Origin of the sequence: Neobacillus niacini, assembly GCF_048572935.1 — a bacterium.
Lineage (GTDB): Bacteria > Bacillota > Bacilli > Bacillales > Cytobacillaceae > Neobacillus > Neobacillus niacini.
Genome location: NZ_CP183883.1, coordinates 5,679,054 through 5,701,569 on the forward strand (window position 1 = coordinate 5,679,054; position 22,516 = coordinate 5,701,569).

The following is a 22,516-nucleotide window of genomic DNA, read 5'->3' on the forward strand; positions in this document are numbered from 1 at the left end:
CTACTTTAGTAAATTTTTTAAAATTGCTTTTTGAGCGTGGAGGCGATTCTCCGCTTCATCAAACACCACAGAGTGTGGCCCATCAATAATCTCAGCTGTTACCTCTTCTCCTCGATGTGCCGGTAAACAGTGTAAAAAGATATAATCAGCTTTAGCATGCTGACAAATTTCTGTATTTACTTGATATGCGGCAAGATCCTTTAATCTTTTTTCCGTTTCTGCTTCCAGACCCATGCTGGTCCAAACATCCGTTACGACAATATCAGCATTTTTTATAGCTTCTATCGGATCATGTGTAATGGTAATTTTGCTTCCAGTTAATTTTGCTGATTCAATCGCTTTTTCTGTAATCTTCCCATTTGGTAAATATCCTGGCGGACTGGCAATGCTGATATGCATTCCAACCTTTGCCGCTCCCTCCATTAATGAATGAGTGACATTATTGTTGCCATCCCCTAAATAACACATTTTTAATCCTGCCAATTTTCCTTTGTGCTCTTGAATGGTTAGTAAGTCTGCCATTACTTGTGCTGGATGATGTAAATCTGTTAGAGCATTAATAACAGGTACTGTTGCATGTTCCGACAGTTCTTCAACCGTGCTATGTGCGAATGTCCTGATCATTATGCAATCAATATAACGCGATAAAACTTTAGCTGTATCCGAAACACTTTCACCCCTGCCAAGCTGCATATCTCTTGGACTTAGGAAAATCGCATGGCCTCCTAATTGGAGCATCCCTACCTCAAAGGAAACTCTAGTACGAGTAGAAGCTTTTTCAAAAATCATCCCTAGAACCTTTCCGCTCAAATAAGGATGTGGTTTTCCTTGTTTTTGAAGGCTTTTCAGTTCCTTTGCTTCCTCTAAAAGGTAAAGAATCTCATCTGTTTGAAAATCGGACAAGGATAAAAAATCCTTGCCTTTTAATTGTGGCTGCTGTGACACAACCTTCGCGTTCCAGTTAATCACATTTGACATGTTCCACACCGCTCTCTTTGATATTGTAATATTCCGTTACTGTACGTACCTCTGATTGAGTAATCGTTTGAGCCTGAAGGCTGACCATTGCTTCCACTGTATCTAAATGAGTAAATACTGGTACATTGTAGCGGGTCGCTTGTTCACGAATGTAAAAACCAAACTTAATTTTATTTCTGCCTTGGTTTGGTATATTGATGACAGCTTGAATGGTATTGTTTTTGAATAGTTCATTTACATCTTCGTTATCTTTAATAACCTTTTCAATTATAAAGCCATTTTCTTGTAGGAATTTTGCTGTCCCTTCCGTTGCAGTTAGCTTATAATTTTCATTTACAAACTGCTGAAGAATTGGAAGGCTGGCTTGTTTTTCCCGATCAGATATGGAGCAGAACAAATAGTTCTCTGTTTCATCGCTTGATGTAGGGAACGCTTTTTCAAGCGCTTCATGGAAGGTTGCTCCTAAACCTAACACTTCACCTGTTGATTTCATTTCCGGTCCTAAAACGTGGTCGACTCCCTTTAATTTGCTTCTTGAAAATACAGGTGCCTTAACCGAATAATAATTCGGTTCTGTTAATAAACCAGTTTCATGCGACAGTAAATCCAAAGATACTCCTAATTGAGCCATTACCGCCCATTCAATCATTGGGACGCCTGTCACTTTGCTCATTATTGGAACCGTACGTGAAGAACGTGGATTTACTTCTAAAACAAGGACTTGATCCTGGTAAATAACAAATTGAATATTCATTATGCCTACGATTGGTGCCGATTTGGCGATCTTTTCAGCATAATCAATCAATGTTTCTTTTATTTCTTTCGCCAATGAGATAGGTGGAAAAACACTAATACTGTCACCAGAATGTACTCCAGCTCTTTCGATATGTTCAAAAATTCCTGGGACGATTACATTCTTTCCATCACTAATGACATCCACTTCACATTCTAATCCAGGCATATAGCGATCCACTAATAATGGCCACAATTTTTCCTGTGATGAGTTTTCTTCAAGCTGCTGGATATAATAGTTTAATTCTTCTTCTGTAAAAATAGTAAACATTGATTGGCCGCCAATTACATAAGATGGACGAACCAGCACCGGATATCCAAGTTTTGCAGCAGCCTCTAGTAATTGATCTTTATGGGAAACGGTCTCGCCTACAATATGCGGAATATTTAGGTCTTCAAGCAACTGATAGAATTCTTTCCGATCTTCAAAGCGGTCCACATTTTCTACCGTTGTACCAAGGATTTTTACTCCTTCTTCTTGAAGAGCATGTGCTAAATTAATGGCTGTTTGGCCGCCGAATTGAATTAATACGCCCTCAATATTTTCTTTTTCAATAACCGTTAGAACATCTTCAGCCGTTAATGGTTCGAAATACAGGCTGTCGGCTACAGAATAGTCTGTACTTACTGTCTCAGGATTATTGTTAATGACTACTGCCTCATAGCCCAGCTTTTTAATTGCTTTTGCTGCATGGACTGAGCAGTAATCAAATTCGATTCCTTGACCAATTCGGATTGGTCCTGAGCCAAGAACAAGAATCTTTTTACTGGTTGTTACTTCTACCTCATCCGCTCCAAGCCAAGTGGAATAGTAATATGGGGTAACGGCGTCGAACTCTGCAGAACACGTATCAACCATCTTATAACCAGGTTTCCAGTTAAGTTCTTTCCATTTTTGTCTGATTTGTTTTTCATCTATTTGGTAGATCTGTGATAGCAGTTTATCAGAAATATTGTGTCGCTTCGCTGTTTTTAATAAAGAAAGAGGTACATCGTTCCAAGTATAAGAAGCTAATTCTACTTCTAATGCAACAATAGTGTTGATCTTATATAAAAACCATGAATCAATTTCCGTTATCTGCTTAATTTGTTCAAGAGAAATCCCTCTTCTGAATGCTTCAGCAATCATAAATAGTCTTTGGTCATTAGGTCTCTCAAGTTTTTCAAATAAAACTTCAGTTTCGATACCTTTGTTGGATTCCAAACAAAGTCCATATATATTTAACTCCATTGAGCGAATTGCCTTATTTAGTGCGCCTTCAAAAGTACGGTCAATTGCCATTACTTCACCAGTTGCTTTCATTTGTGTACCTAGAGTACGATCCGCTTCAGGGAATTTATCAAATGGAAAGCGTGGGAGCTTCACAACAATATAATCAATTGCTGGTTCAAAGGATGCAAAGGTGTTACCTGTTATTGGGTTCACAATCTCATCTAAATGATAACCAACTGCACATTTAGCTGCCATCCTTGCAATTGGATAACCCGTTGCCTTGGACGCTAATGCAGATGAGCGGCTTACCCTTGGATTTACTTCGATAATGCAATACTGGTTGGATTCTGGATTAAGAGCAAATTGGATGTTGCAGCCGCCAATAATCTCTAATTCTCTAATAACTTTTAGAGAAGAATTTCTAAGCATTTGGTATTGCACATCTGTTAATGTTTGTGATGGAGCGACAACAATGGAATCACCTGTATGAACGCCGACAGGGTCAAGATTTTCCATGTTACAAACAATAATACATGTGTCATTGGCGTCTCTTATAACCTCATATTCAATTTCCTTCCAGCCTTTAATACTTCTTTCGACTAGTACCTGGTGGATGGGGCTTGCTGCTAATCCCTTTTTCAGAACATTTTCAAGTTCTTCACCATTATGGGCAAATCCGCCGCCGTGTCCGCCTAATGTATAGGCTGGTCTGATGATAACGGGAAAACCTATTTCGTTAACGAACTCTACACCTTCCTCATACGTATGAATAATCGCTGATTCAGGGATTGGTTCGTCAATCTTTATCATTAAACTGCGGAACCGATCACGGTCCTCGCCATTTTTTATCGATTCTACAGAGGTTCCTAACAGGTCTACATTGTATTTTTTTAGAATGCCTTTTTCATAGAGTTCAACTGTTAGATTTAAACCAGTTTGACCGCCTAAAGTTCCAATAATCCCATCAGGCTTTTCTTTTTGAATGATTTTTTCAATCGTTTCAACATTTAATGGTTCAATATATACTTTATCTGCAACGGTTTCGTCCGTCATAATCGTTGCTGGATTGCTATTGATTAAGACCACTTGTATTCCTTCTTCTTTAAGAGCGATACAAGCCTGTGTTCCAGCATAATCAAATTCAGCTGCCTGCCCGATTACAATGGGACCTGATCCAATTACTAATACTTTTTTAAGGTTTTTATTTAATGGCATAACGTTTATCTCCCACGGAATTGATCTGATATACAAAATTTTCAAGAATGTATTGGGTGTCACTTGGTCCTGGGTGTGCTTCCGGGTGAAATTGCACGGTTTGAATTGGCAAGCCGCGATGCTTTAACCCTTCAATCGATTTATCATTAACGTTTCGGTACGTGATTTGGAATACCTGGGTATCAATACTTTCATCGACCACAACATATCCATGGTTTTGAGCTGTAATTTTTACTTTGCCTGTTGCTAATTCTTTAACGGGATGATTGCCGCCGCGGTGTCCATAGGCAAGTTTTTCCGTTTTGGCTCCATAGGCAAGGGCAATTAACTGATGACCTAGACAAATACCTAATGTAGGAAAGTTCTGGGTAATCTTTTTGATTTCTGGAAACCATTGTTTTAGCGCCATTGGATCTCCAGGGCCGTTGCTTAATAACACACCGTCTGGCTTTAAGGCTTTAATCTTTTCGAATGATGTATTAAATGGAACGATGGTAACCGAACATTTTTCATCTAACAGTGCATTGAGTATTGACTTTTTATGCCCAAAGTCGATTAGGACAACGTGGGGTCCTTCGTTATTGAAATATTGAATATTCTTCGTTGAGACCTTCTCTACCCAAAGTGGAGTTGCTGTGCTATCTGAAAAAGATTCTTGCTTCGTTTTGCTTAAGTAACCCTTCACAGTCCCGCGGCTGCGAATCGTTTTAACAAGTAATCTTGTATCCACTCCTGCAATTCCAGGAACGCCGGCCTGTATTAGCTTTTCAGAAAATTTATTAATAGATTGATAATGACTCGGAGTTTCACATAAATCACCAATAACCACTCCGGCTAAGGAAGGTGAAATGCATTCATCGTCCATTGCATTTATTCCATAGTTTCCAATGATCGGATAGCAGAAAGTAATGAGTTGACCTGCATAAGAAGGATCGGTAATGATCTCCTGATAGCCAGTCATACTCGTATTAAATACAACTTCTCCGATTGAATCCTTATTTGCACCTATTAGTACTCCTTCAAAAACTTCTCCAGTTTCCAAAGTAAGATATCCTAGTTCCAAAACACTCACTCGCCTTTCTCTATGCTTTGGAATGTTTTTTCCAACGCTTTGATAAATTCGTTCATTTCCTCTTTTGTTACCGTTAATGGTGGAAGCAGTCTAACAACAGATGGCCCCGCTGTTAAAATCAAAAGTTGATTTTCAATCGCTTTTTGAACGATTTGAGGAGCCTTATCTCCGACAACCATCCCTTTTAAGAGACCTTTTCCTCTGATATCTTCTATAAAGGTGTACTTTTCTTTAAATTTAGATAATAGTTCATCAAAGTACACTGAAATTTCCTTAACATGCTTTAATAAATCATTTTCAATAATATGGGATATCGTTGCGACTCCCGCTGCCGTTGCTAGTGGATTGCCTCCAAAGGTACTTCCATGTGTACCAGGTTCAAAGGCTTTCGCTGCCTTCTCCTTCGCAATAATGGCTCCGATCGGAAAGCCTGATCCAAGCCCTTTTGCTATACTAATAACATCCGGTTCTATACCGTATTGTTCGTATGCAAACAGTGTGCCGGTCCGCCCGATTCCTGTTTGAATTTCATCAACCATTAAAAGGATGTCTTTCTCCGCACAAATTTCTGCGATTTTCTTTACCCATTCAGGATTAGCAGGAATAACGCCGCCTTCACCCTGAACCAGCTCTAGCAAAATCGCTGCTGGCTGAAGTGTATTTAGTTGATCAAGTGCTTCGATATCATTAAATGGAAGATAACTAAAGCCTTTAACAAGCGGAGCAAATCCATTCTGAATTTTTTCCTGTCCTGTTGCTGATAATGTTGCCAATGTTCTGCCGTGGAAGGATTGCTGAAAGGTAATGACACCGAATGAATCTGTTCCTTTTACCTTCTGGGCGTATCTTCTTGCCATCTTAATCGCTGCCTCATTTGCTTCCGCACCACTGTTACAAAAGAAAACTTGGTCTCCACAGCTATTCGCTGTGAGAAGTGCAGCTAATTCCTGCTGATTAGGAATGTGATAAAGGTTGGAACAGTGCCAAAGATTTTGAAGCTGCTCTTCAAGCTTTTCTTTCACCACGTCCGGTACATGCCCTAAATTACATGTCGCAATACCGGAAGTGAAATCTAAATATTTTTTCCCTTGATCATCCCATACATAGCTTCCTTTCCCCTTTACCAACGTAATGGGAAAGCGGCTATAGGTTGCCATTACCGGCGAAAGTGGGGAAACAGAAGTGTTAATGGTCATTAGGCAATCTCCTCATCTAAAACAATTTTTGTTCCAATATTTTTGCCGTTCACGTATTCTACCAAGCTATTTTTTTCAAATCCATCTATGATACCGACCATGGGGATTTTATGAACTAACCCATCAATGGCAGCTTTAACCTTTGGAATCATCCCGCCATAAATGGTTTTATTTTCAATCAGTTCTTCGACTTCAGTTTTGGTAACCAGGTCTAATTTAGACTTTTCACCATTTTTCTCTACTAGAATTCCAGGTATATCACTAATAAAACAAAGGTTTGCTCCTAGTGCCTTAGCAACAGCACTTGCGGCAACATCTCCGTTTATGTTGTACCGCTGTCCGTTTGCTCCAATCCCTACTGGTGAGATGACTGGAATGTGTCCTTGTTTTACAATGCTGTCGATGACTGCAGTATTTACCTCAACCACTTCTCCAACAAAACCTAAACTTTCATCTGAAGCGGGAACAGCTTTTAACAAACATCCATCCACACCACTAACACCGAATGAACTGCCGCCTGTCTCAAGAATATTCCGAACTACTTGTTTATTCACAGTACCGCTTAACACCATTTCTACAATATCTAATACCTCATGATTGGTTACTCTTAATCCATTTACAAAGGTAGTTTCTACATTTAAGTTTTTTAATAATTTATTGATAAGCGGGCCGCCGCCATGGACAATAATCGGCGTCCATTCTCCTTTTTGATGGAGGGAAATCACATCTTCATAGAATGTCTTTGGCAGATTTTCTAACACACTTCCGCCACACTTAATGACTATATAGTTCATTTTTCTCCCTCCACTTATGTGCGGTAGGATGCGTTGATTTTCACATAATCATACGTTAAATCGCAGCCCCAAGCCGTTGCACTTTCATCACCTTGATTTAATTCAACAAAAATTTTAACTGTTTCAAGTTCTAAGTACTCTTTTACTTCTTCTTCCACAAAGGGACAAGGTAAGCCATTTTCAAATACTTTGTAGGGACCAATTGCCACTTTCAATGCATTGGGCTCAACAGGTATTCCTGAATATCCGATAGCTGTAACAATTCTTCCCCAGTTCGGGTCCGTACCGTAGATAGCTGTTTTTACAAGATTAGAAGAAATTATAGATTTTCCAACTGCTCTAGCTGCCTCATGGCTGTAAGCTCCGTTTACTTGAACTTCAACAAGCTTTGTTGCCCCTTCACCATCTCTGGCAATTTTTTTCGCAAGCTCTTCACTTACTAGCTTTAAGCCAGCTTTGAATAAATCCCAATCAGGATGGTCTTTTGTTAACTGGTCATTACCCGCTAACCCGTTTGCCATAACTAAAACCATATCATTCGTACTTGTATCTCCATCAACGGTGATCATATTGAATGTTTGATTTGTTATATCTTTTAATGCACCATGTAAATCCTCATGGCCGATATTGGCGTCTGTTGTAATAAAACCAAGCATTGTCGCCATATTAGGATGTATCATTCCGGATCCTTTTGCCGCACCGCCAATGCTGACTGTTTTTCCATCGATTTTAATTTGGACACCAACCTGCTTAATACATGTGTCCGTTGTTAAAATTGCATTTTTGAAATTTTCTTCACTTGCATATTTGGTCTGAAGAATTTGATTGATACCTGTTTTTACTTTATCCATCGGTAAGAGCTCCCCAATAACTCCTGTAGAAGTTACTGCAACAAGGTGCTCCTCGATGCCTAGTTCGTTGGCAAATCCCTTTTGCATTTCAAATGCGTCTAACAATCCTTGTTCCCCTGTACAAGCATTGGCATTACCTGAGTTGACGATTACCGCCTGGATTTTATTTTCTTTAGCTATGCTTTCTTGAGTAACTAAAAGGGGGGCTGCTTGAAAAATATTCGTTGTATATACGCCAGCAGTTATTGCTGGAACATCTGAAACAATATAACCAAGATCAAGTCGTTTTCTTTTTATCCCGCAATGCATACCGCCTGCCACAAACCCTTGCGGCAACGTAACACTTCCTTCTTCTACTACAACGATTTCTTTATTTGATACTACTGGCAACAAATTAATTCCCCCTTATTCTAGGTAACTAGTAAAATATTATGGATACATTGGTATGCTAGTAAGTCCCGTCCTGACATCCCAATCGTTCATTATGTTTGCATTTTGTATTGCCTGCCCTGCGGCACCTTTAACTAAATTATCGATGACAGAAATAATTGTAAGTCGATTCGTTCGCGGGTCCACATGCAAGCCGATATCGCAGTAGTTACTGCCGCTTACTTCTTTTGTAGAAGGATAAGTCCCTGCTGGACGAATCCGTACGAAAGGATGATTCTCATAAAATTTATTGTACAAATCATTAACTGTATTCGTTGAAATCTTTTCCGTTAAGTTAACGTATGAAGTAATCATAATTCCCCGTGACATCGGTACTAAATGTGTTGTAAATGTTACGGTGATTGGATTACCCGTTTCATCCGTTAGAACCTGTTCTATTTCAGGAATATGCTGATGGGCACCAAGTTTATAGGCTTTAAGATTTTCATTTATTTCAGCATAATGAGCTGTTAACGAAAGGCCCCTTCCTGCACCAGAAACACCTGATTTGGCATCAATGATTATCGAATTTTCATCCGCTAACTTCGCTTTTAAGATTGGTAATAAACCAAGCGTAGTAGCTGTCGGATAACATCCCGGATTAGCAATTAGCGCTGAATTTTTAATTTCTTCTGTATATATCTCACTTAATCCATAAACAGCTTTACTTAAATACTCCTCTTTTGGTGCGGTATGCTTATACCAGGTTTCATATTCATTTTGCGACCTTAACCGGAAATCTCCTGAAAGGTCGATTACTTTCATTCCTTTATCTACAAGCTGCGGCACCAACGAGCTACTAACACCAGACGGCGTTGCAAGAAAAACAATATCGTTTTGCCTACTTATTTCTTCAACATCAAATATTTCGAGAGATAAATTTACAATATTTGAAAGATGTGGATAACTGTCACTAAAATTAGTACCTGATTGTGAGTTAGAAACAACTGTTCCAATCTCTATATGTGGATGATTTTGAATCAAACGAATCAATTCGATTGCTCCGTATCCTGTTCCACCGATAATGGCTGCTTTCATTTAATTCAACTCCTGCGTTTCCATTTATAATGAATCATTATACATACAATGTAATATTTATTCAAGAAAAAATTTAGCCCAATTTTCAGTTTTTATAGAATTTTATTACCATTATTTTTGCAAACGCTTACATAATAAGTCGTATAAATATCCAATTACTGTGCATAATTAATGCATATCAAACCCTCCCTCTATTATCGATGTTTTTTATGATGGTTATTGGTAAATACTGTTATAGAGTGTAAAGGAGGTATGCAGACTGTTATCTACAACATTAACATTTCAAAAAAAAGTTGACTTGGTGAAATATGACTTGCCATTTCTAAAAAAAAGGACGACTAGCCATTTCGAAATCTATCTTGAGAACTCCGACAAATCTCTAGGCGATGTCCATATCGAAAATAACGGAATTAAGCTTGTTTATTCAAGTGAGTTATTGTTAGAGGAATACATCATTATTCATGACATAATCAATCGCTTGCGTAAAGGAAATGATGTAACTGTCGATGATTCTAAGAGTTTTTTAGGTTATCTGTCCAATGGGGAGTCTGTATATATTGTTAAGAACTGGGAGCCTTGGATCGAGTATCTGCAAAGTTCGATGAAAAATTGTCTATAAACAGAAAGGTGATCGTATGCTATCTGGAAAAGTTATATCAGTAATCTCGGGTAAAGGCGGGGTTGGTAAATCCACTGTATCTGCGAATCTTGCTGTCTCCTTAAGCAGACAAGGTAAAAGTGTAGGATTGATTGATTTTGATATTTACGGAAGCAGTATCCCTAATATGATGAATATCAGTTTCGGTCCAAAATCAATGAATAATAAGATTATTCCTGTTGAATCTCATGGGATTAAAATCATGTCCATGGGTTTTATCGTTAAAAATAATGATCCGGTTGTTTGGCGTGGTCCCATGCTTGGAAAAGTCATCAACCAATTTATTAATGAAGTAATTTGGGGACCATTGGATTATGTGGTAATCGATATGCCGCCGGGTACGGGAGATGTTGCTATGGATGTAAATCGCCTAATTCCGAGCTCCCACCAGATCGTCGTCACAACTCCACATCCAACAGCCTCACATGTTGCAGAAAGAGCGGGTAAAATGGCTGCTATTAATAATCACAATATCTTAGGCATTGTAGAAAACATGGCTTATTTTCAGCCGCCAGACCTCGAGCAAAAATATTACCTATTTGGTAAAGGCGGTTCCGAACAATTAGCAGCAAAATTGGGTACTGACCTAATTGCCCAGCTGCCAATATTAGCTCCTAGCGAAGATGATTTTGAACCGTCTATTTATAAAAGAGGTTCCTTGCTCTTTGATAAATACAACGAATTAGCCGATAGAGTGCAAGATTCCATTGCATAAGAAAAAGGTGGTGCCCAAGTAACGGGGCACCACCTTTTTACTTTCCTATAATATTTCCTTTGTGACCCTGTAAAATTTCATGTACTTTTTGTTTGTCTTCCTCACTAAACTCATGTTCGTTCAAGGTTGCCATGAAATTTCCTATCATCGCTTCAAAATGCTCGTCGTTGATGGGAAGATCTTTATGTGCGTTTGCAATCTGTTCATTGCTGTATTTCCCTCCACCCAAACCATGCTCTAGAAATGTCTGAGGGTGATGCTGGATTCTCTCTTGATCATGATCCTTAAAAAACTTGCTCATCAGATCATCTGCATGGATTTTATGAAAGAATTCCTTTACGACAGAAGTTATTTTATCCTCATTGATATGCAAGATCCCGTCCTCCTTTAATGATCCATTACCTTGTCTATTCTTCTAAACAACAGATATGTTATAACCGTCAAAAGAAACATAAAGCCTAAGGCTAATACATAGTAAAAAAGATCTTCATAGTGACCAGCTAGATATTCCTCTACCATGTATTGAATAAGGATAATTTGCACGGTCATCAGACTCATAAAAACCCACCATGCCATTTTCATAGTACTCGCCTCCTAATGTTGAGCCTGGGTGATTCCAACAGCATATATTTTTTTGTTCTTATGTTTTAATTTAATCGATGGGAGTGCCCGCGGCGGAGGGCCAGCCAGAACAGAACCATCCTCAACATTAAAGAATCCATTATGGCATGGACAGGTTAGCTTGCCTGTATCCTTTTCCCAATAAACAGGGCACATTAAATGAGTACATTTGCTGTTATATGCCCTATATTCCTTTTCAGAGATTCGGACCAATATGGCTGAGTCATTATCTTCTGGGTAATGAAAGGTAACACTCTCTCCTACCTCGATATCTTTTTCATCAATAATAAATACTTCACTATTATGGCTTTCTTCTTTTCGATTCTTAGATAGCACCGCTAAAGGGGTGGCACTTACAAAGAACACACCCATTAGCGATAATGTAGAGGCAATAAAGCCCCTCCTATTCAAATCTAATTCGCGATCTCTCCTGATATTAAAAGACAATTTACGAAGAAATTCTTCTATCTTCTTCATGATTGAACACCATCGCCTTCTCTATATCCAAATCTATTTTCCTCTGTATCTGGCAGCCCAATAACTGTTCGTGTTTCAATGATTGTGCCTCCAAAATCCCATTTAAATTGAACAGGTTTCGGAGGGTCATTTTTAAGATCACTCTGATCCACAAAGCGAATCGTATCAGTTGGACAAACGCTTGCACACATCGGTGGTCTGCCTTTTGACGTACGGTCATAACACATGTCACATTTATACATCACTTTTTTCACATCATCCACTTTTGGTATCCCAAAAGGGCAGGCATACGTACAGTTTTTACAGCCAATACATTTTTCAATTGAGGCAGATAAAACGGTACCATCAGCAGTGATAGAAATCGCTTGTACTGGACACGATTCCGCACATGCAGGGGTCACACAGTGCATACATGGTGTGGGAGACGCCGCAACCGTTTCACCGGGATTCAACTCATCAACAAACATCCTTGATAAATGATCATGCCCGCTGCATTCCTCACATCCAATCACACATGCCCTGCAGCCTATACATCGTTCATAATCAATATATAAAACCTTATCCATGCATTTCACCTGCACTTGAAGCTATCTTTTCAAGCTTAACCGCGCACACCTTGAATTCAGGAATCTTTGATTTCGGTTCAAGGGCCGGATTCGTTAAATGATTGATAGCCAAAGATTTCCCCCAATGATACGGAACAAATACCATATCTTCGCGTGTTATTTTAGTGACTTTGGCTACGAGTTCAATGCTGCCCCTTGGGCTCGAGACTTTAACAGTTTCACCATTGGAAATGTTATATTGTTCTGCTAATTTTGGATGAATTTCTACGTATGGATCCGGGCAAAAGTTTCTTAGCGTGTCAATTCGGCGTGTTTGATTCCCACTTAAATAATGGTACACGACTCGTCCTGTTGTAAGAATGATTGGGTATTCCTTACTCGTTCGCTCATTAGGACCTTTATACTCAAATGCTAGGATTCTTGCTTTTCCGTCCGGAAAATTAAATTTCAAGTCTTCAAACAATCTTGGCATTCCCTCTGATTCCTCTGTTGGACATGGCCAGAATACCCCTTGCATTTTATCAAGCTTCTCATAGGTGATTCCGTAATAATCCGCAATCCCGCCTTTACTTGCTACACGCAATTCATTGAAAATGTCCTCTGGCGAGTTAAATTGGAAGTATTGCCCCCTGCCAAGACGTTCAGCAATATCACAAATTACCTTCCAGTCGCGTTTCGATTCCCCCGGAGTACGATCAACCCCTTTAACTCGCAGCACGCGGCCTTCTACATTTGTCATGGTTCCATTATCTTCAATCCATACTGTTGATGGAAGAACTACGTCCGCCAACTCCGCAGATTCTGATAAAAAGAAGTCCATACAAACAAAGAAATCAAGGCTTTTAAGATACTCACCTACATCTCCCACAGTTGGAGACGAAACAATTGGGTTGCTGCACACCAATAATAATCCTTTTATTTCCTTACCAAGAGACTGAAGCATTTCAAAGGCTGATAAACCAGGTCCGGGAATCTCAGATTCGTCAACACCCCAAACACCTGCAATATATTCTCTTGCTTTCGGGTCCGTAATTTTCCGGAAACCAGGAAGCTGATCGGTTTTCTGCCCATGCTCTCTTCCGCCTTGCCCATTTCCTTGGCCGGTGAACGTAGCCACGCCAGAACCCTTTCTTCCAAACTTGCCCGTTACCAAACATAAATTCACATAGTTAGAAACTGCATCTGTTCCTGTCGCATGCTGCTCCACCCCGCGTGCAAACATGGCAAATCCGTTCTTAGCCTGACCAAAAATTCTTGCTGCGGTGATAATTTTATCAGCAGCAGTTCCGGTTATTTCCGAAACATATGCCGGATTATAGGAATGGACCAATTCCTTTAATTCCTCAAAACCAGTCGTATGGTTCGTAATAAAATCCTGATCTATTAGATCTTCTTTAATCATGACATGCAATAATCCATTCACTAAAGCAACGTCCGTACCAGGGCGGATATTCAGATGAACGTCCGCAACAAGTGCTGTTTTTGTCTGGCGTGGATCGACAACAATTAATTTCGCTCCGCGGTCTCTCGCACCCCAAATATAAGGCATGGATAATGGGTGGCATTCAGCAGTATTGGAGCCCGCAATTAGTAAAACATCAGCAAACTTGATGTCAGACCATGGATTGGTCCCACCTCTGTCGATTCCAAGGCTTTGATTAAACCCTACAGATGCAGACGACATGCAATAACGGCCGTTATAATCAATATTTTTCGTACCCAGCCCAATCCGAGCGAATTTACCCATTAAATAACACTTTTCATTGGTCATCGATGAGCCGCTGTAAATTCCAAAAGCATCTTTTCCATGCTTCCCCTGAATTTCTTGGATTTTTGAGACGATTAAGTCCATTGCTTCTTCCCAAGTGGCTTGCTCCAGCTTGCCATTTTTCCGAATAAGCGGATGAAGGATACGTTCTTGGTGCTCAGCCTGCCGGTAAGCAGCGACACCTTTTGGACAAAGCCTTCCCCCGTTCATTGGAAAATCATATCGCGGCTCCACTCCTACGACAGATTGGTCTTCTTTTCGGACGCGGATGTTCATACCGCATTGCATCCCGCAGAAGCAGCAATGTGTTGAAATGAGTTCCTCTCCATCTCTTAAAATGGCGTCGTAATCTCTTTGTGAATAATCTTTATTTTGAGCATGACCCATCTACTGTTTTCCTCCCTTCTTCAGCTGTAGTCCATTTCTTCCAGTTGGTTCTAATATAAGGTGTGCCTGACCTAGCTCAATTTTTGCTCCATAACCGCCTAATCGGTGACTAACCCTTCGGCATTCGGCACACATATCAGAGAAATGTAAGTTCGTATGTTCAATGGGTACAGACAAATGCCTTTTTTCTAATGCTAATTGAACATCTTTTATTTGGGTTGCAGTGGCATATTCGCGCCCACATCGTGCGCAAGGCTTTTGTTCAGCCATAGAATGGTACATAGGAACCATCACAGCTAAAAATCTAAGCGGTAAATGCCAAAACTTACTAAAAGGAAAATAAAGTAAAAAGATAATGACAGTTACTTGATGGGCAAGACCAATCCCTAAATAAAAAGCCCCTTCCATCCATAGTGCCGAAACGGTTAATAAGGAACCTGTAATCGATATTGCAATTAATAGAAACAGAGGAAAGAAATCGTATTCCTTTGATTGTTCTACTAGTTTTTTTTCATCTGTTACTCTTCGATATAGAGCCATTCCGCACCCAATAATCGTTGCAATTCCAGTCCAATTTAATCCGTGATAGATGGCAATAGCTAGTGGCGAATCTACTCCCATTCGAAATAGAGGTATTCCAAAGACAACTGCAGCATAGGTTTTTGGCTCTACCAATTCAAAGTGCAGCCAATTTAGAACAAGCGCAAACGTGATGGCAAAAGAAAACAAAACTCCCCAAGAAATAAACATGTGCTGTGCCCAGCGGTACATGGATCTTTTTCTAATAAACTTTTGCTCTCCAATATTGGTATAAAGAGTTTTCAGGACGAAAGCTAAACCCTTGGCACTAAACATCATCTTAATGCCCTGTTTCCACAGCCTTCTCGTTGGCGGTCTTAATGTCCATGAAGTGATTCTTATTGTTAATAGAACAAAGCATAAAATCGTTGCCCATAAATACCCGTATAAGGCCATATCGAAATAACCAAATTGTTCTGAACCAATATAAACGGAAAAGAATAAAATCACTAACACGATGAAAACATTGCGTGCTGATTTTTTTGAAAAAAGCAGTGAATCTTCTTCATATGGATAAAAGTTCATATGCTAACTCCTTTACTCTTTGTCTCGCTTAGTATGCCAAGGGACTATAAAAAAATTCCCAGTAAATTAGCATAAATAGGTAAAGTGATTGTGTTAAAATAATAGGAAGAAAGATTATAATTTGAGGATTTGATTGGAAGTTATGAAACAAAGGAAGCCCATTCTCATGGCTATAGGAGTCATTACACTTTTTCTGTTACTATACTTTGCTTTTTTACATACTAAGATTAGAGACCATGCAAATACACAAGTCCCTAAACATGCTGATTTTATCATTATCCTTGGGGCACGGGTTAAAGGGGAAACACCTTCGCTGGCTCTTCAATATCGGATTGACGCGGCTGCTGGCTATATGAAGAAAAATAAAGAAACCATTGCAATCGCATCAGGGGGACAAGGACCAGGAGAAGATATTACTGAAGCGGAAGCGATTAAAAGAGGATTAGTTGCACATGGAATTCCTAGTAATAAAATATTACTAGAGGATAAATCAACAGACACCGTTGAAAATATCCGTTATTCAAAAAAACTCATTCCGAAGCACCTCAAAACTGGATTGATTGTCACGAATGATTTTCATCTTTATCGAGCTAAGTCTATTGCTAAAGACCAAGGTTTGAGTTTAGAAGGTATTCCTGCAGCAACGCCGGCCGTAGCCATTCCAAAATCATACGCAAGGGAATATCTCGCAATAACTAAATATTATTTAGTTAAAACCTTCAAAAAATAAGCAACCGGCCCATTTTATAACGGGTTTACTTTAACCAGTGATATTTAAGTTAAGCGGAGATTTTTCGGTTATTTGGTGAATTGAGCTCGTTTCGGGGTATATAAGCGACAGTTTTCCGGTTAAGCAAAGCAGAATTAACCATTTTCATGTTTTCAGAGTCAATAGTCGGATTCTTTCCGTCTATTCAAGCTATTTTCAGTGCTATTTCTTAATTAAGAGAAAATTCTCCGCTTATTTATCAAACTCGCTTTAGCATCTAATTAACTTGTTCACAAAAAGAAAATTCAAAAAGGCTTAGAGATATTTGCACCTCTAAGCTTTTTTGACTGTGAAATATACTGTATAGTTTATTTAATTTGGTCTCCGATTTACAGTTTTGCACCTCACAAGTAAACCCGTTACCATTTTCATTAGCCGGTTTCCTATTCTTTATAAATCTGATAATTATTCTTACCTTTTTTCTTAGCTTTGTATAAGGCTAAGTCTGCATGTTTGAATAGTACTTTTTCATCTATATTAAAATCCTCCAATAAAGAAATACCAATACTCGATGTAATGTGTATCTTCTCGTTGGCAATGATCCATTCAGCATGCAGACTCTGTTGAATTCTATCTGCAATTTCCGAAACATTATTCTCTTCTGTCAAATCCGGCAATAGAATGACGAATTCATCTCCACCAATTCTAGCTAAAATATCATTTTTTCTTAACGCACTCTTAACACGCTTGGCAAATACCTTTAGTACTTCATCACCAATGTCATGTCCAAAGGTATCATTTATTTCCTTAAAGTGATCAATATCAAGAACAAATACAGACAGGGTCTGCTTCGTTCGTTTTGCTTTTTCCATTTCTGCTATCAAACAGTGTGAAAAGTAGGTTCTATTAGCAAGACCTGTTAACGGGTCTTGAAGTGCTAACTGTCTTAATTTTTCTTCATATTTTTTTCTTTCCGTGATGTCTTTATAGACGACTACTCCTCCATTCCAATCACCATTCTGATTATAAAGAGGTGAATAGGAGGCAAGAAAATGTATCCATTCTCCGTTTTTCTTTACACGTTTTACCTCTTGGGTAGAGACTGTTTCTCCCATTTTTATTTTTTCAATGATGTTTCTGAATTCTTCCTTACTGTCCTCAGGGAGAATACTTATCAAACGATCGTTTAAAACTTCTTCCTCCGTCCACCCGAATAATCTTTCGAATGCTTTATTCACCGAAACAAAATATTCATTTTTATCAAATATATACATGGCGTCTGCGACACTATTCCAGACTAGCTCAAAACGTTCCTTCATTTCTTTTATTAGGTTCTCTCTCTGTCTTTGATCCGTTAAATCACGGACAATAGCTAATAAATGGGTACACTTACCTTCTTGATTAAACACAGGAGTAATCGTTGATTCCCAATAAATGAAGTCACTATTTTTTGAGGAGTTTGGAAAATATGAACCACTCACCTTATCTTCATATACAATAGGTTTTTTCCTATCCATGGCCTCTTGATATTTTCTCTTAATCGTTTGGTAGGCGCTTTTTGGCAGAAGTTCCTCTATTGGTTTGCCAAAAGATTCATTTGTTAATCCGTATAGATCTTTCGCAGGTTTATTTAGAAGAATGTAACTAAAGGATTGATCACTGTTTACTTTTGTCAAGAAAACTAAATCAGTCATATTATTAAACAACTCTAAAAACAAGTCGAGGCTATTTAAAGTCTCAAGTTTAGATTTTTCAATCATATACCTAGCGCCTTTCCTTATTTTGATTATATCCCGTTTATCTTTCCATATAATGTTGGCTTCTACACTCATGAAGAGTATAGAAAAACTCACCCTAACAACACTTGATTGGGTGAGTTTTTCCATTATTTTGTTTGACCAGTGTAAATCTGAATCGCGTTTCTTAGGAACTCTGCTGTTCCTGGTTGTTCCTTATCATAATAAGCTGTAAATCTTTCGTCATCTACATACATTTGCGCTAGACCTGCATGGGCTTCCTTGCTGTATTCTTTCCAATAAAAAGTGAGCCATTGTTTGTGTAAGTCTGCTGCTTTTTGGGCCAGCTCACCTGCGGGATCTCTCGTTTTAAAAGCTTCAGCAAGTGTACTGTGAATTTGCTCAGCTAATGCTGTTACTTCTTCATACTGTTCCTCTGTCATATTCATAACTTTTGCATTAGAGGCTTCCACTTTATCCTTACCATAATTTTCACGGACTTCTTTTCCGTACTTCTTCTCGTTCTCCTCAATCATCTTTTTCTTAAAACCTTCAAATTTTTCTTTATTTGACATCGTAATTCTTCCTTCCGTAAGTGCAATCGTTTTATCGACATTGGCGATTAATTTATCTAGTTGTTCTCTTTTTTCGAGGAGTTTTTCACGGTGCTCACGCAGTGCTCTTGCACCATCAAAGGTCGGCGCAGTTACAATGTCCTTGATGCTGTCTAATCCCACTCCAAGCTCTCTATAGAATAAGATTTGCTGCAAGGTATTCACTTCTGCTTGACCATAGATCCGATATCCAGATGAATTAATTCTTGCCGGCTTAAGAATTCCAATTTCATCATAATACCTGAGTGTGCGGGTGCTGATACCTGCGAGATTCGCTAGTTTTTGTATGGTATATTCCATGTGATCATCTCCTCATAAATAACGATACACCTTTACGCAACGTCAAGGTCAATCCCTAGTTTGCCTATTTTTATAAATAAAAAAGAAACAGGAACACCGTCCTGTTTCAACTATTTTCCAAATTGTCCATATGGGGTGGACAGTGTCCACGAGTGGTGCCTGTCACCGATATTGTCACCGATATCAATCTAACCAGTCTATTTAAACCAGCCTTTTTCTTTGGATTGTTTTATGGCTTCGATTCGGTTTTTGACGTCTAGTTTGTCTAGGATGGTTGAGATGTAGTTGCGGACGGTTCCTGTTTTGATGCTGAGTTGTTCTGCGATTTCTTGTGTATTTTTGCCGTCGGCGACGAGTTCTAATACTTCTTTTTCTCGGTCTGTTAGAGGATTTTCTTCGCTGTAGACATCGTCCATCAGTTCAGGGGCGTATATGCGCTTCCCTGCCATAACGCGTCGGATGGAGCTTGCAAGCTCTTCACTTGGACTGTCTTTCAATAAATAGCCTCGAACTCCAGCTTTTAACGCACGTTGAAAATAACCTGTCCGTGCAAAGGTTGTTAAGATAATGACTTTACAAGTTAATCCTTTTAACTCTTCGGCCGCTTCCAGTCCCGTTTTTCCTGGCATTTCAATGTCCATAATACATATATCAGGCTGCTGCTTCCGAACCAGGGCTACGGCTTCCTCCCCATTAGTAGCCTTGCCAACTACTTCCATGTCCTCTTCTAAATTTAGAAGAGACCCGAATGCGCCCAACAGCATTTGCTGGTCTTCAGCTATAACGATTCTAATCATTACATTATGCCTCCTCTTAAAGTGACGGCTTTACGTCATTAGGCACTCTAATTATTAAAGTTGTGCCTTCTTTTGTCTGAAGCTCTAAGCTGCCATTAATAAATTCAAGGCGTTCTTTCATTCCTAAAAGTCCGCTTCCCCTTATGTCTTTGTCACCTTCGTCTTTAAACACACCATTATCATGGATGGTCATCACCAATTCCTTCCATGATTGTTGAACCGAAATGGAACAGGAGCTGGCGCCGCTATGTTTAACTACATTATTAACTGCCTCTTTTAAACACATGCTAAGGATGTTCTCCGTTAATAACGGAACATTTTTCATTGAAATTTCCTGATTAGCTTCAAAGTTTATTTCAGCTGCTTTCAGAATTTGTTTTACACGGACCATTTCATCCTTTAATCGAATTCCCCGCATAGAAGACACCATTTTTCTTACTTCACTTAACGCCGTTCTTGCGGTTTGCTGCACATCCTTTAACTCATTTCGTGCCTGATCCGGATCTTTTGTAATTAATCTCCTTGCTAAATCACTTTTTAAACCAATGAGTGAAAGCTTTTGCCCTAAAGTATCATGAAGATCACGGGCAATCCTCTGACGTTCTTCCAACTTAACAAGTTCTGAAATTCGCTTATTTGCATCCTCTAATTTCTCTTCGAGCTGCCCCATCTCTTTCTTGTTATGAATATTAAAAGGAAGCAAAATGACACTTATCCAAATGATGATAACAAATGGCAATTGCTTTAGAAAAAGTTCATCCATCTGGACAATGCTAAAGTTAATAGACGCAGATGTACTAATCAAATGAATAAAATATAAGGTTAAAAACGTCACGCGCTCCTTTATATTACCGATAAAATAAGAGAGAAAAAATGCGAAATACACATAGCTGAAAAGACTCGTGGATGTAATTGAAATACCGATTAAGATAAAGGTCCAGAGGTATACTGGCCATCCTTTCGCAAAGAATGCGATTCGGTAAAATACGAAAAAGAGAATGGTTAAGATAATACCAATAATAATTTTAATCGGTGAAGCGGTTTGAAAAATAAAATAAAATGGCAATATGCATAGAATGGTCCATATATAAGGTGATATGCCGCTATTTTTCTGGAATGTCAAATACCTTTTTATCATGAAGGAACCTCATTTTCAGCTTTTAAATAGTAATAAATTTAATTTTACCACAATTAACTGATATCTTCATTTACTACTATGTATTCAAACTACTCTATTCTAGAACAAAAATACGACAAGCCCAATCATAAGGCTTGCCGTTTCTAAGCTTTCTCCGGTCGAAGAAACTCTTTCTGTTTTTTTACCAAGACCTTTATCTCTTTAAAACCAATAAACTTTTTCTCCTTCTCATCCCATAGACGGAATTTGAGTGAAGTTAAACTTGTTGCTAACGTAATGGTAGGTACATTTTGCAATGGCAGGGTATTATTATGTGCCTCTTCCAGCTTATAATTTGGGACTCTAGGGCTTAAATGGTGAACATGATGGTAGCCGATATTTCCTGTCAGCCATTGTAAAATTTTTGGGAGCTTATAAAAGGAACTGCCCTCAACCGCTGCTTTTACATATTCCCAATGCTGATCTTCCTCAAAATAGGAATCCTCAAAGGTATGCTGTACATAAAAAAGCCAAATTCCTAAAGAACCTGATATGAGGAAGATTGGAGCTTGTACTAGTAGGAATGCCTCCCAACCAATAGTTAAACAAAGTATGGCTGCCAAACCTGCGATTCCGGCATTAGTTATATAGGTATTCATACGTTCATTGAAGCGGGCACCTTTTCTATTAAAGCGATTTTTAAGTAGAAAGACGTAAATTGGACCGAGCCCAAACATAACGATTGGATTACGATAAAGCCGGTATTTAAATTTTTCCCAAGTTGAAGCAGCTAAGTATTCATCCACTGTCAGTACCCAGATATCACCGGTTCCCCGCTTATCTAAATTGCTGCTTGTTGCATGGTGAACAGAATGATCGTGCTGCCATTGATGGTATGGAAAAACCGTCAATATTCCGGTAATCGTTCCAAGAATCATGTTTGCTTTTCGATTTTTAAAAAAGGAGTGGTGGCAGCAATCATGAAATATAATGAATGTTCTCACCAAAAATCCCGCAGCAAGTACAGTGATCCCTATTGTAAGTAAGTATGAAATAGAAAGGCTTTGATATGCCAGAATCCATAATGAGAAGAAAGGGATCAAAGTATTTATTAGCTGCCAAATACTCGCCCTAGCATTTGATTTTTCATAAATTGCAACTTGTTTCCTCAAACTTTTTTGATTATGTTCCATCATAACTTTCTTCCCTTCTATCGTGTGTTATTAAAAGTATAGCCCTTAGTAAATCCTCTCTTGTAGATATAGCCGTCATGTGCCAAACATGATAAATGTCATAGTCCCCCATTACGCAAAGAGAGGAGAAGCTCTAAGTTTTGAGCCTCTCCTCCCCTTTTGGGCAAGATTATTTT

Annotated in this window: 21 protein-coding genes; 3 read left to right on the top strand and 18 right to left on the bottom strand. The window is 38.8% G+C overall.

Translation table 11 applies throughout. The annotated features are described in order from the left end of the window. From argF to argC, 7 genes are read right to left on the bottom strand one after another with little or no spacing between them, the layout of a single operon-like run. On the bottom strand, positions 1–978 hold the full coding sequence (gene argF / locus ACN6MT_RS27895; RefSeq protein WP_419954070.1) for an ornithine carbamoyltransferase: 978 nt from the start codon (positions 976–978) through the stop codon (positions 1–3). Further along, on the bottom strand, positions 962–4,198 hold the full coding sequence (gene carB / locus ACN6MT_RS27900) for a carbamoyl-phosphate synthase (glutamine-hydrolyzing) large subunit (RefSeq protein WP_419954071.1): 3,237 nt from the start codon (positions 4,196–4,198) through the stop codon (positions 962–964). The genes argF and carB overlap by 17 nt, the downstream gene beginning before the upstream one ends. Beyond that, positions 4,185–5,261 carry a carbamoyl phosphate synthase small subunit gene (locus ACN6MT_RS27905; RefSeq protein WP_419954072.1) on the bottom strand — a complete coding sequence of 359 codons (1,077 nt, stop codon included), beginning with the start codon at positions 5,259–5,261 and terminating at the stop codon, positions 4,185–4,187. Before ACN6MT_RS27905 ends, carB begins: the two co-directional genes overlap by 14 nt. Before the next feature lie 5 nt (positions 5,262–5,266). Beyond that, on the bottom strand, positions 5,267–6,466 hold the full coding sequence (locus ACN6MT_RS27910; protein ID WP_419954073.1) for an acetylornithine transaminase: 1,200 nt from the start codon (positions 6,464–6,466) through the stop codon (positions 5,267–5,269). Beyond that, complete coding sequence (argB, locus tag ACN6MT_RS27915; RefSeq protein WP_419954074.1) at positions 6,466–7,260, bottom strand: acetylglutamate kinase; 795 nt, start codon at positions 7,258–7,260, stop codon at positions 6,466–6,468. The genes ACN6MT_RS27910 and argB overlap by 1 nt, the downstream gene beginning before the upstream one ends. Before the next feature lie 14 nt (positions 7,261–7,274). After that, complete coding sequence (argJ, locus tag ACN6MT_RS27920) at positions 7,275–8,501, bottom strand: bifunctional ornithine acetyltransferase/N-acetylglutamate synthase (RefSeq protein ID WP_419956540.1); 1,227 nt, start codon at positions 8,499–8,501, stop codon at positions 7,275–7,277. A gap of 39 nt (positions 8,502–8,540) precedes the next feature. Beyond that, positions 8,541–9,578 carry an N-acetyl-gamma-glutamyl-phosphate reductase gene (gene argC, locus ACN6MT_RS27925; protein ID WP_419954075.1) on the bottom strand — a complete coding sequence of 346 codons (1,038 nt, stop codon included), beginning with the start codon at positions 9,576–9,578 and terminating at the stop codon, positions 8,541–8,543. 313 nt (positions 9,579–9,891) lie between these two features. On the opposite strand from argC, the gene ACN6MT_RS27930 reads away from it, so the two are divergent. Together ACN6MT_RS27930 and ACN6MT_RS27935 are read left to right on the top strand one after the other, a co-directional pair. Then, complete coding sequence (locus ACN6MT_RS27930; RefSeq protein WP_419954076.1) at positions 9,892–10,197, top strand: hypothetical protein; 306 nt, start codon at positions 9,892–9,894, stop codon at positions 10,195–10,197. A 16-nt stretch (positions 10,198–10,213) separates the two neighbouring features. Further along, positions 10,214–10,951: an Mrp/NBP35 family ATP-binding protein gene (locus ACN6MT_RS27935; protein WP_419954077.1), complete on the top strand. Its 738-nt coding sequence runs from the start codon at positions 10,214–10,216 to the stop codon at positions 10,949–10,951. Between the two features lie 37 nt (positions 10,952–10,988). Here ACN6MT_RS27935 and ACN6MT_RS27940 read toward each other — a convergent pair whose 3' ends face one another. The 6 genes from ACN6MT_RS27940 to ACN6MT_RS27965 are packed head-to-tail and all read right to left on the bottom strand — an operon-like array spanning position 10,989 to position 15,874. Beyond that, a complete protein-coding gene (locus tag ACN6MT_RS27940; RefSeq protein ID WP_419954078.1) occupies positions 10,989–11,324 on the bottom strand; it encodes a group I truncated hemoglobin in 336 nt (111 codons plus the stop codon). A 14-nt stretch (positions 11,325–11,338) separates the two neighbouring features. Then, on the bottom strand, positions 11,339–11,533 hold the full coding sequence (locus ACN6MT_RS27945) for a hypothetical protein (protein ID WP_419954079.1): 195 nt from the start codon (positions 11,531–11,533) through the stop codon (positions 11,339–11,341). Positions 11,534–11,545: 12 nt separating this feature from the next. Then, a complete protein-coding gene (locus tag ACN6MT_RS27950) occupies positions 11,546–12,049 on the bottom strand; it encodes a ubiquinol-cytochrome c reductase iron-sulfur subunit (RefSeq protein ID WP_419954080.1) in 504 nt (167 codons plus the stop codon). Beyond that, entirely contained in the window at positions 12,046–12,615 is a 570-nt protein-coding gene (locus ACN6MT_RS27955; RefSeq protein WP_419954081.1) for a 4Fe-4S dicluster domain-containing protein, read from the bottom strand. The genes ACN6MT_RS27950 and ACN6MT_RS27955 overlap by 4 nt, the downstream gene beginning before the upstream one ends. Next, complete coding sequence (gene fdhF / locus ACN6MT_RS27960) at positions 12,608–14,770, bottom strand: formate dehydrogenase subunit alpha (protein ID WP_419954082.1); 2,163 nt, start codon at positions 14,768–14,770, stop codon at positions 12,608–12,610. Before fdhF ends, ACN6MT_RS27955 begins: the two co-directional genes overlap by 8 nt. Further along, a complete protein-coding gene (locus tag ACN6MT_RS27965; RefSeq protein ID WP_419954083.1) occupies positions 14,771–15,874 on the bottom strand; it encodes an MFS transporter in 1,104 nt (367 codons plus the stop codon). Positions 15,875–16,040: 166 nt separating this feature from the next. Between ACN6MT_RS27965 and ACN6MT_RS27970 the strand changes: the two genes are divergently transcribed. Further along, a complete protein-coding gene (locus tag ACN6MT_RS27970; protein WP_419954084.1) occupies positions 16,041–16,604 on the top strand; it encodes a YdcF family protein in 564 nt (187 codons plus the stop codon). Positions 16,605–17,026: 422 nt separating this feature from the next. On the opposite strand, the gene ACN6MT_RS27975 is transcribed toward ACN6MT_RS27970, so the two are convergent. The 5 genes from ACN6MT_RS27975 to ACN6MT_RS27995 form a co-directional block, all read right to left on the bottom strand. Then, positions 17,027–18,343 (bottom strand): diguanylate cyclase, encoded by a 1,317-nt coding sequence (locus ACN6MT_RS27975; protein WP_419954085.1) that lies wholly within the window; start codon positions 18,341–18,343, stop codon positions 17,027–17,029. A 125-nt stretch (positions 18,344–18,468) separates the two neighbouring features. After that, a complete protein-coding gene (locus ACN6MT_RS27980; RefSeq protein ID WP_419954086.1) occupies positions 18,469–19,233 on the bottom strand; it encodes a MerR family transcriptional regulator in 765 nt (254 codons plus the stop codon). Between the two features lie 197 nt (positions 19,234–19,430). Further along, positions 19,431–20,030 carry a response regulator transcription factor gene (locus ACN6MT_RS27985; RefSeq protein WP_063254512.1) on the bottom strand — a complete coding sequence of 200 codons (600 nt, stop codon included), beginning with the start codon at positions 20,028–20,030 and terminating at the stop codon, positions 19,431–19,433. 16 nt (positions 20,031–20,046) lie between these two features. Continuing rightward, positions 20,047–21,168 carry a sensor histidine kinase gene (locus ACN6MT_RS27990; RefSeq protein ID WP_063254511.1) on the bottom strand — a complete coding sequence of 374 codons (1,122 nt, stop codon included), beginning with the start codon at positions 21,166–21,168 and terminating at the stop codon, positions 20,047–20,049. 143 nt (positions 21,169–21,311) lie between these two features. Further along, entirely contained in the window at positions 21,312–22,343 is a 1,032-nt protein-coding gene (locus ACN6MT_RS27995) for a fatty acid desaturase (RefSeq protein ID WP_419954087.1), read from the bottom strand. Positions 22,344–22,516: the final 173 nt, after the last annotated feature.

Coding starts and splice junctions, on each gene's coding strand:
- fdhF (WP_419954082.1), bottom strand. CDS start 14,770: ATGGGTCATGCTCAAAATAAAGATTATTCACAAAGAGATTACGACGCC.
- ACN6MT_RS27980 (WP_419954086.1), bottom strand. CDS start 19,233: ATGGAATATACCATACAAAAACTAGCGAATCTCGCAGGTATCAGCACC.
- ACN6MT_RS27995 (WP_419954087.1), bottom strand. CDS start 22,343: ATGATGGAACATAATCAAAAAAGTTTGAGGAAACAAGTTGCAATTTAT.
- ACN6MT_RS27955 (WP_419954081.1), bottom strand. CDS start 12,615: ATGGATAAGGTTTTATATATTGATTATGAACGATGTATAGGCTGCAGG.
- ACN6MT_RS27910 (WP_419954073.1), bottom strand. CDS start 6,466: ATGACCATTAACACTTCTGTTTCCCCACTTTCGCCGGTAATGGCAACC.
- ACN6MT_RS27975 (WP_419954085.1), bottom strand. CDS start 18,343: ATGATTGAAAAATCTAAACTTGAGACTTTAAATAGCCTCGACTTGTTT.
- ACN6MT_RS27945 (WP_419954079.1), bottom strand. CDS start 11,533: ATGAAAATGGCATGGTGGGTTTTTATGAGTCTGATGACCGTGCAAATT.
- carB (WP_419954071.1), bottom strand. CDS start 4,198: ATGCCATTAAATAAAAACCTTAAAAAAGTATTAGTAATTGGATCAGGT.
- argB (WP_419954074.1), bottom strand. CDS start 7,260: ATGAACTATATAGTCATTAAGTGTGGCGGAAGTGTGTTAGAAAATCTG.
- ACN6MT_RS27935 (WP_419954077.1), top strand. CDS start 10,214: ATGCTATCTGGAAAAGTTATATCAGTAATCTCGGGTAAAGGCGGGGTT.
- ACN6MT_RS27965 (WP_419954083.1), bottom strand. CDS start 15,874: ATGAACTTTTATCCATATGAAGAAGATTCACTGCTTTTTTCAAAAAAA.
- argF (WP_419954070.1), bottom strand. CDS start 978: ATGTCAAATGTGATTAACTGGAACGCGAAGGTTGTGTCACAGCAGCCA.
- ACN6MT_RS27990 (WP_063254511.1), bottom strand. CDS start 21,168: ATGATAAAAAGGTATTTGACATTCCAGAAAAATAGCGGCATATCACCT.
- ACN6MT_RS27970 (WP_419954084.1), top strand. CDS start 16,041: ATGGCTATAGGAGTCATTACACTTTTTCTGTTACTATACTTTGCTTTT.
- ACN6MT_RS27950 (WP_419954080.1), bottom strand. CDS start 12,049: ATGAAGAAGATAGAAGAATTTCTTCGTAAATTGTCTTTTAATATCAGG.
- ACN6MT_RS27985 (WP_063254512.1), bottom strand. CDS start 20,030: ATGATTAGAATCGTTATAGCTGAAGACCAGCAAATGCTGTTGGGCGCA.
- argC (WP_419954075.1), bottom strand. CDS start 9,578: ATGAAAGCAGCCATTATCGGTGGAACAGGATACGGAGCAATCGAATTG.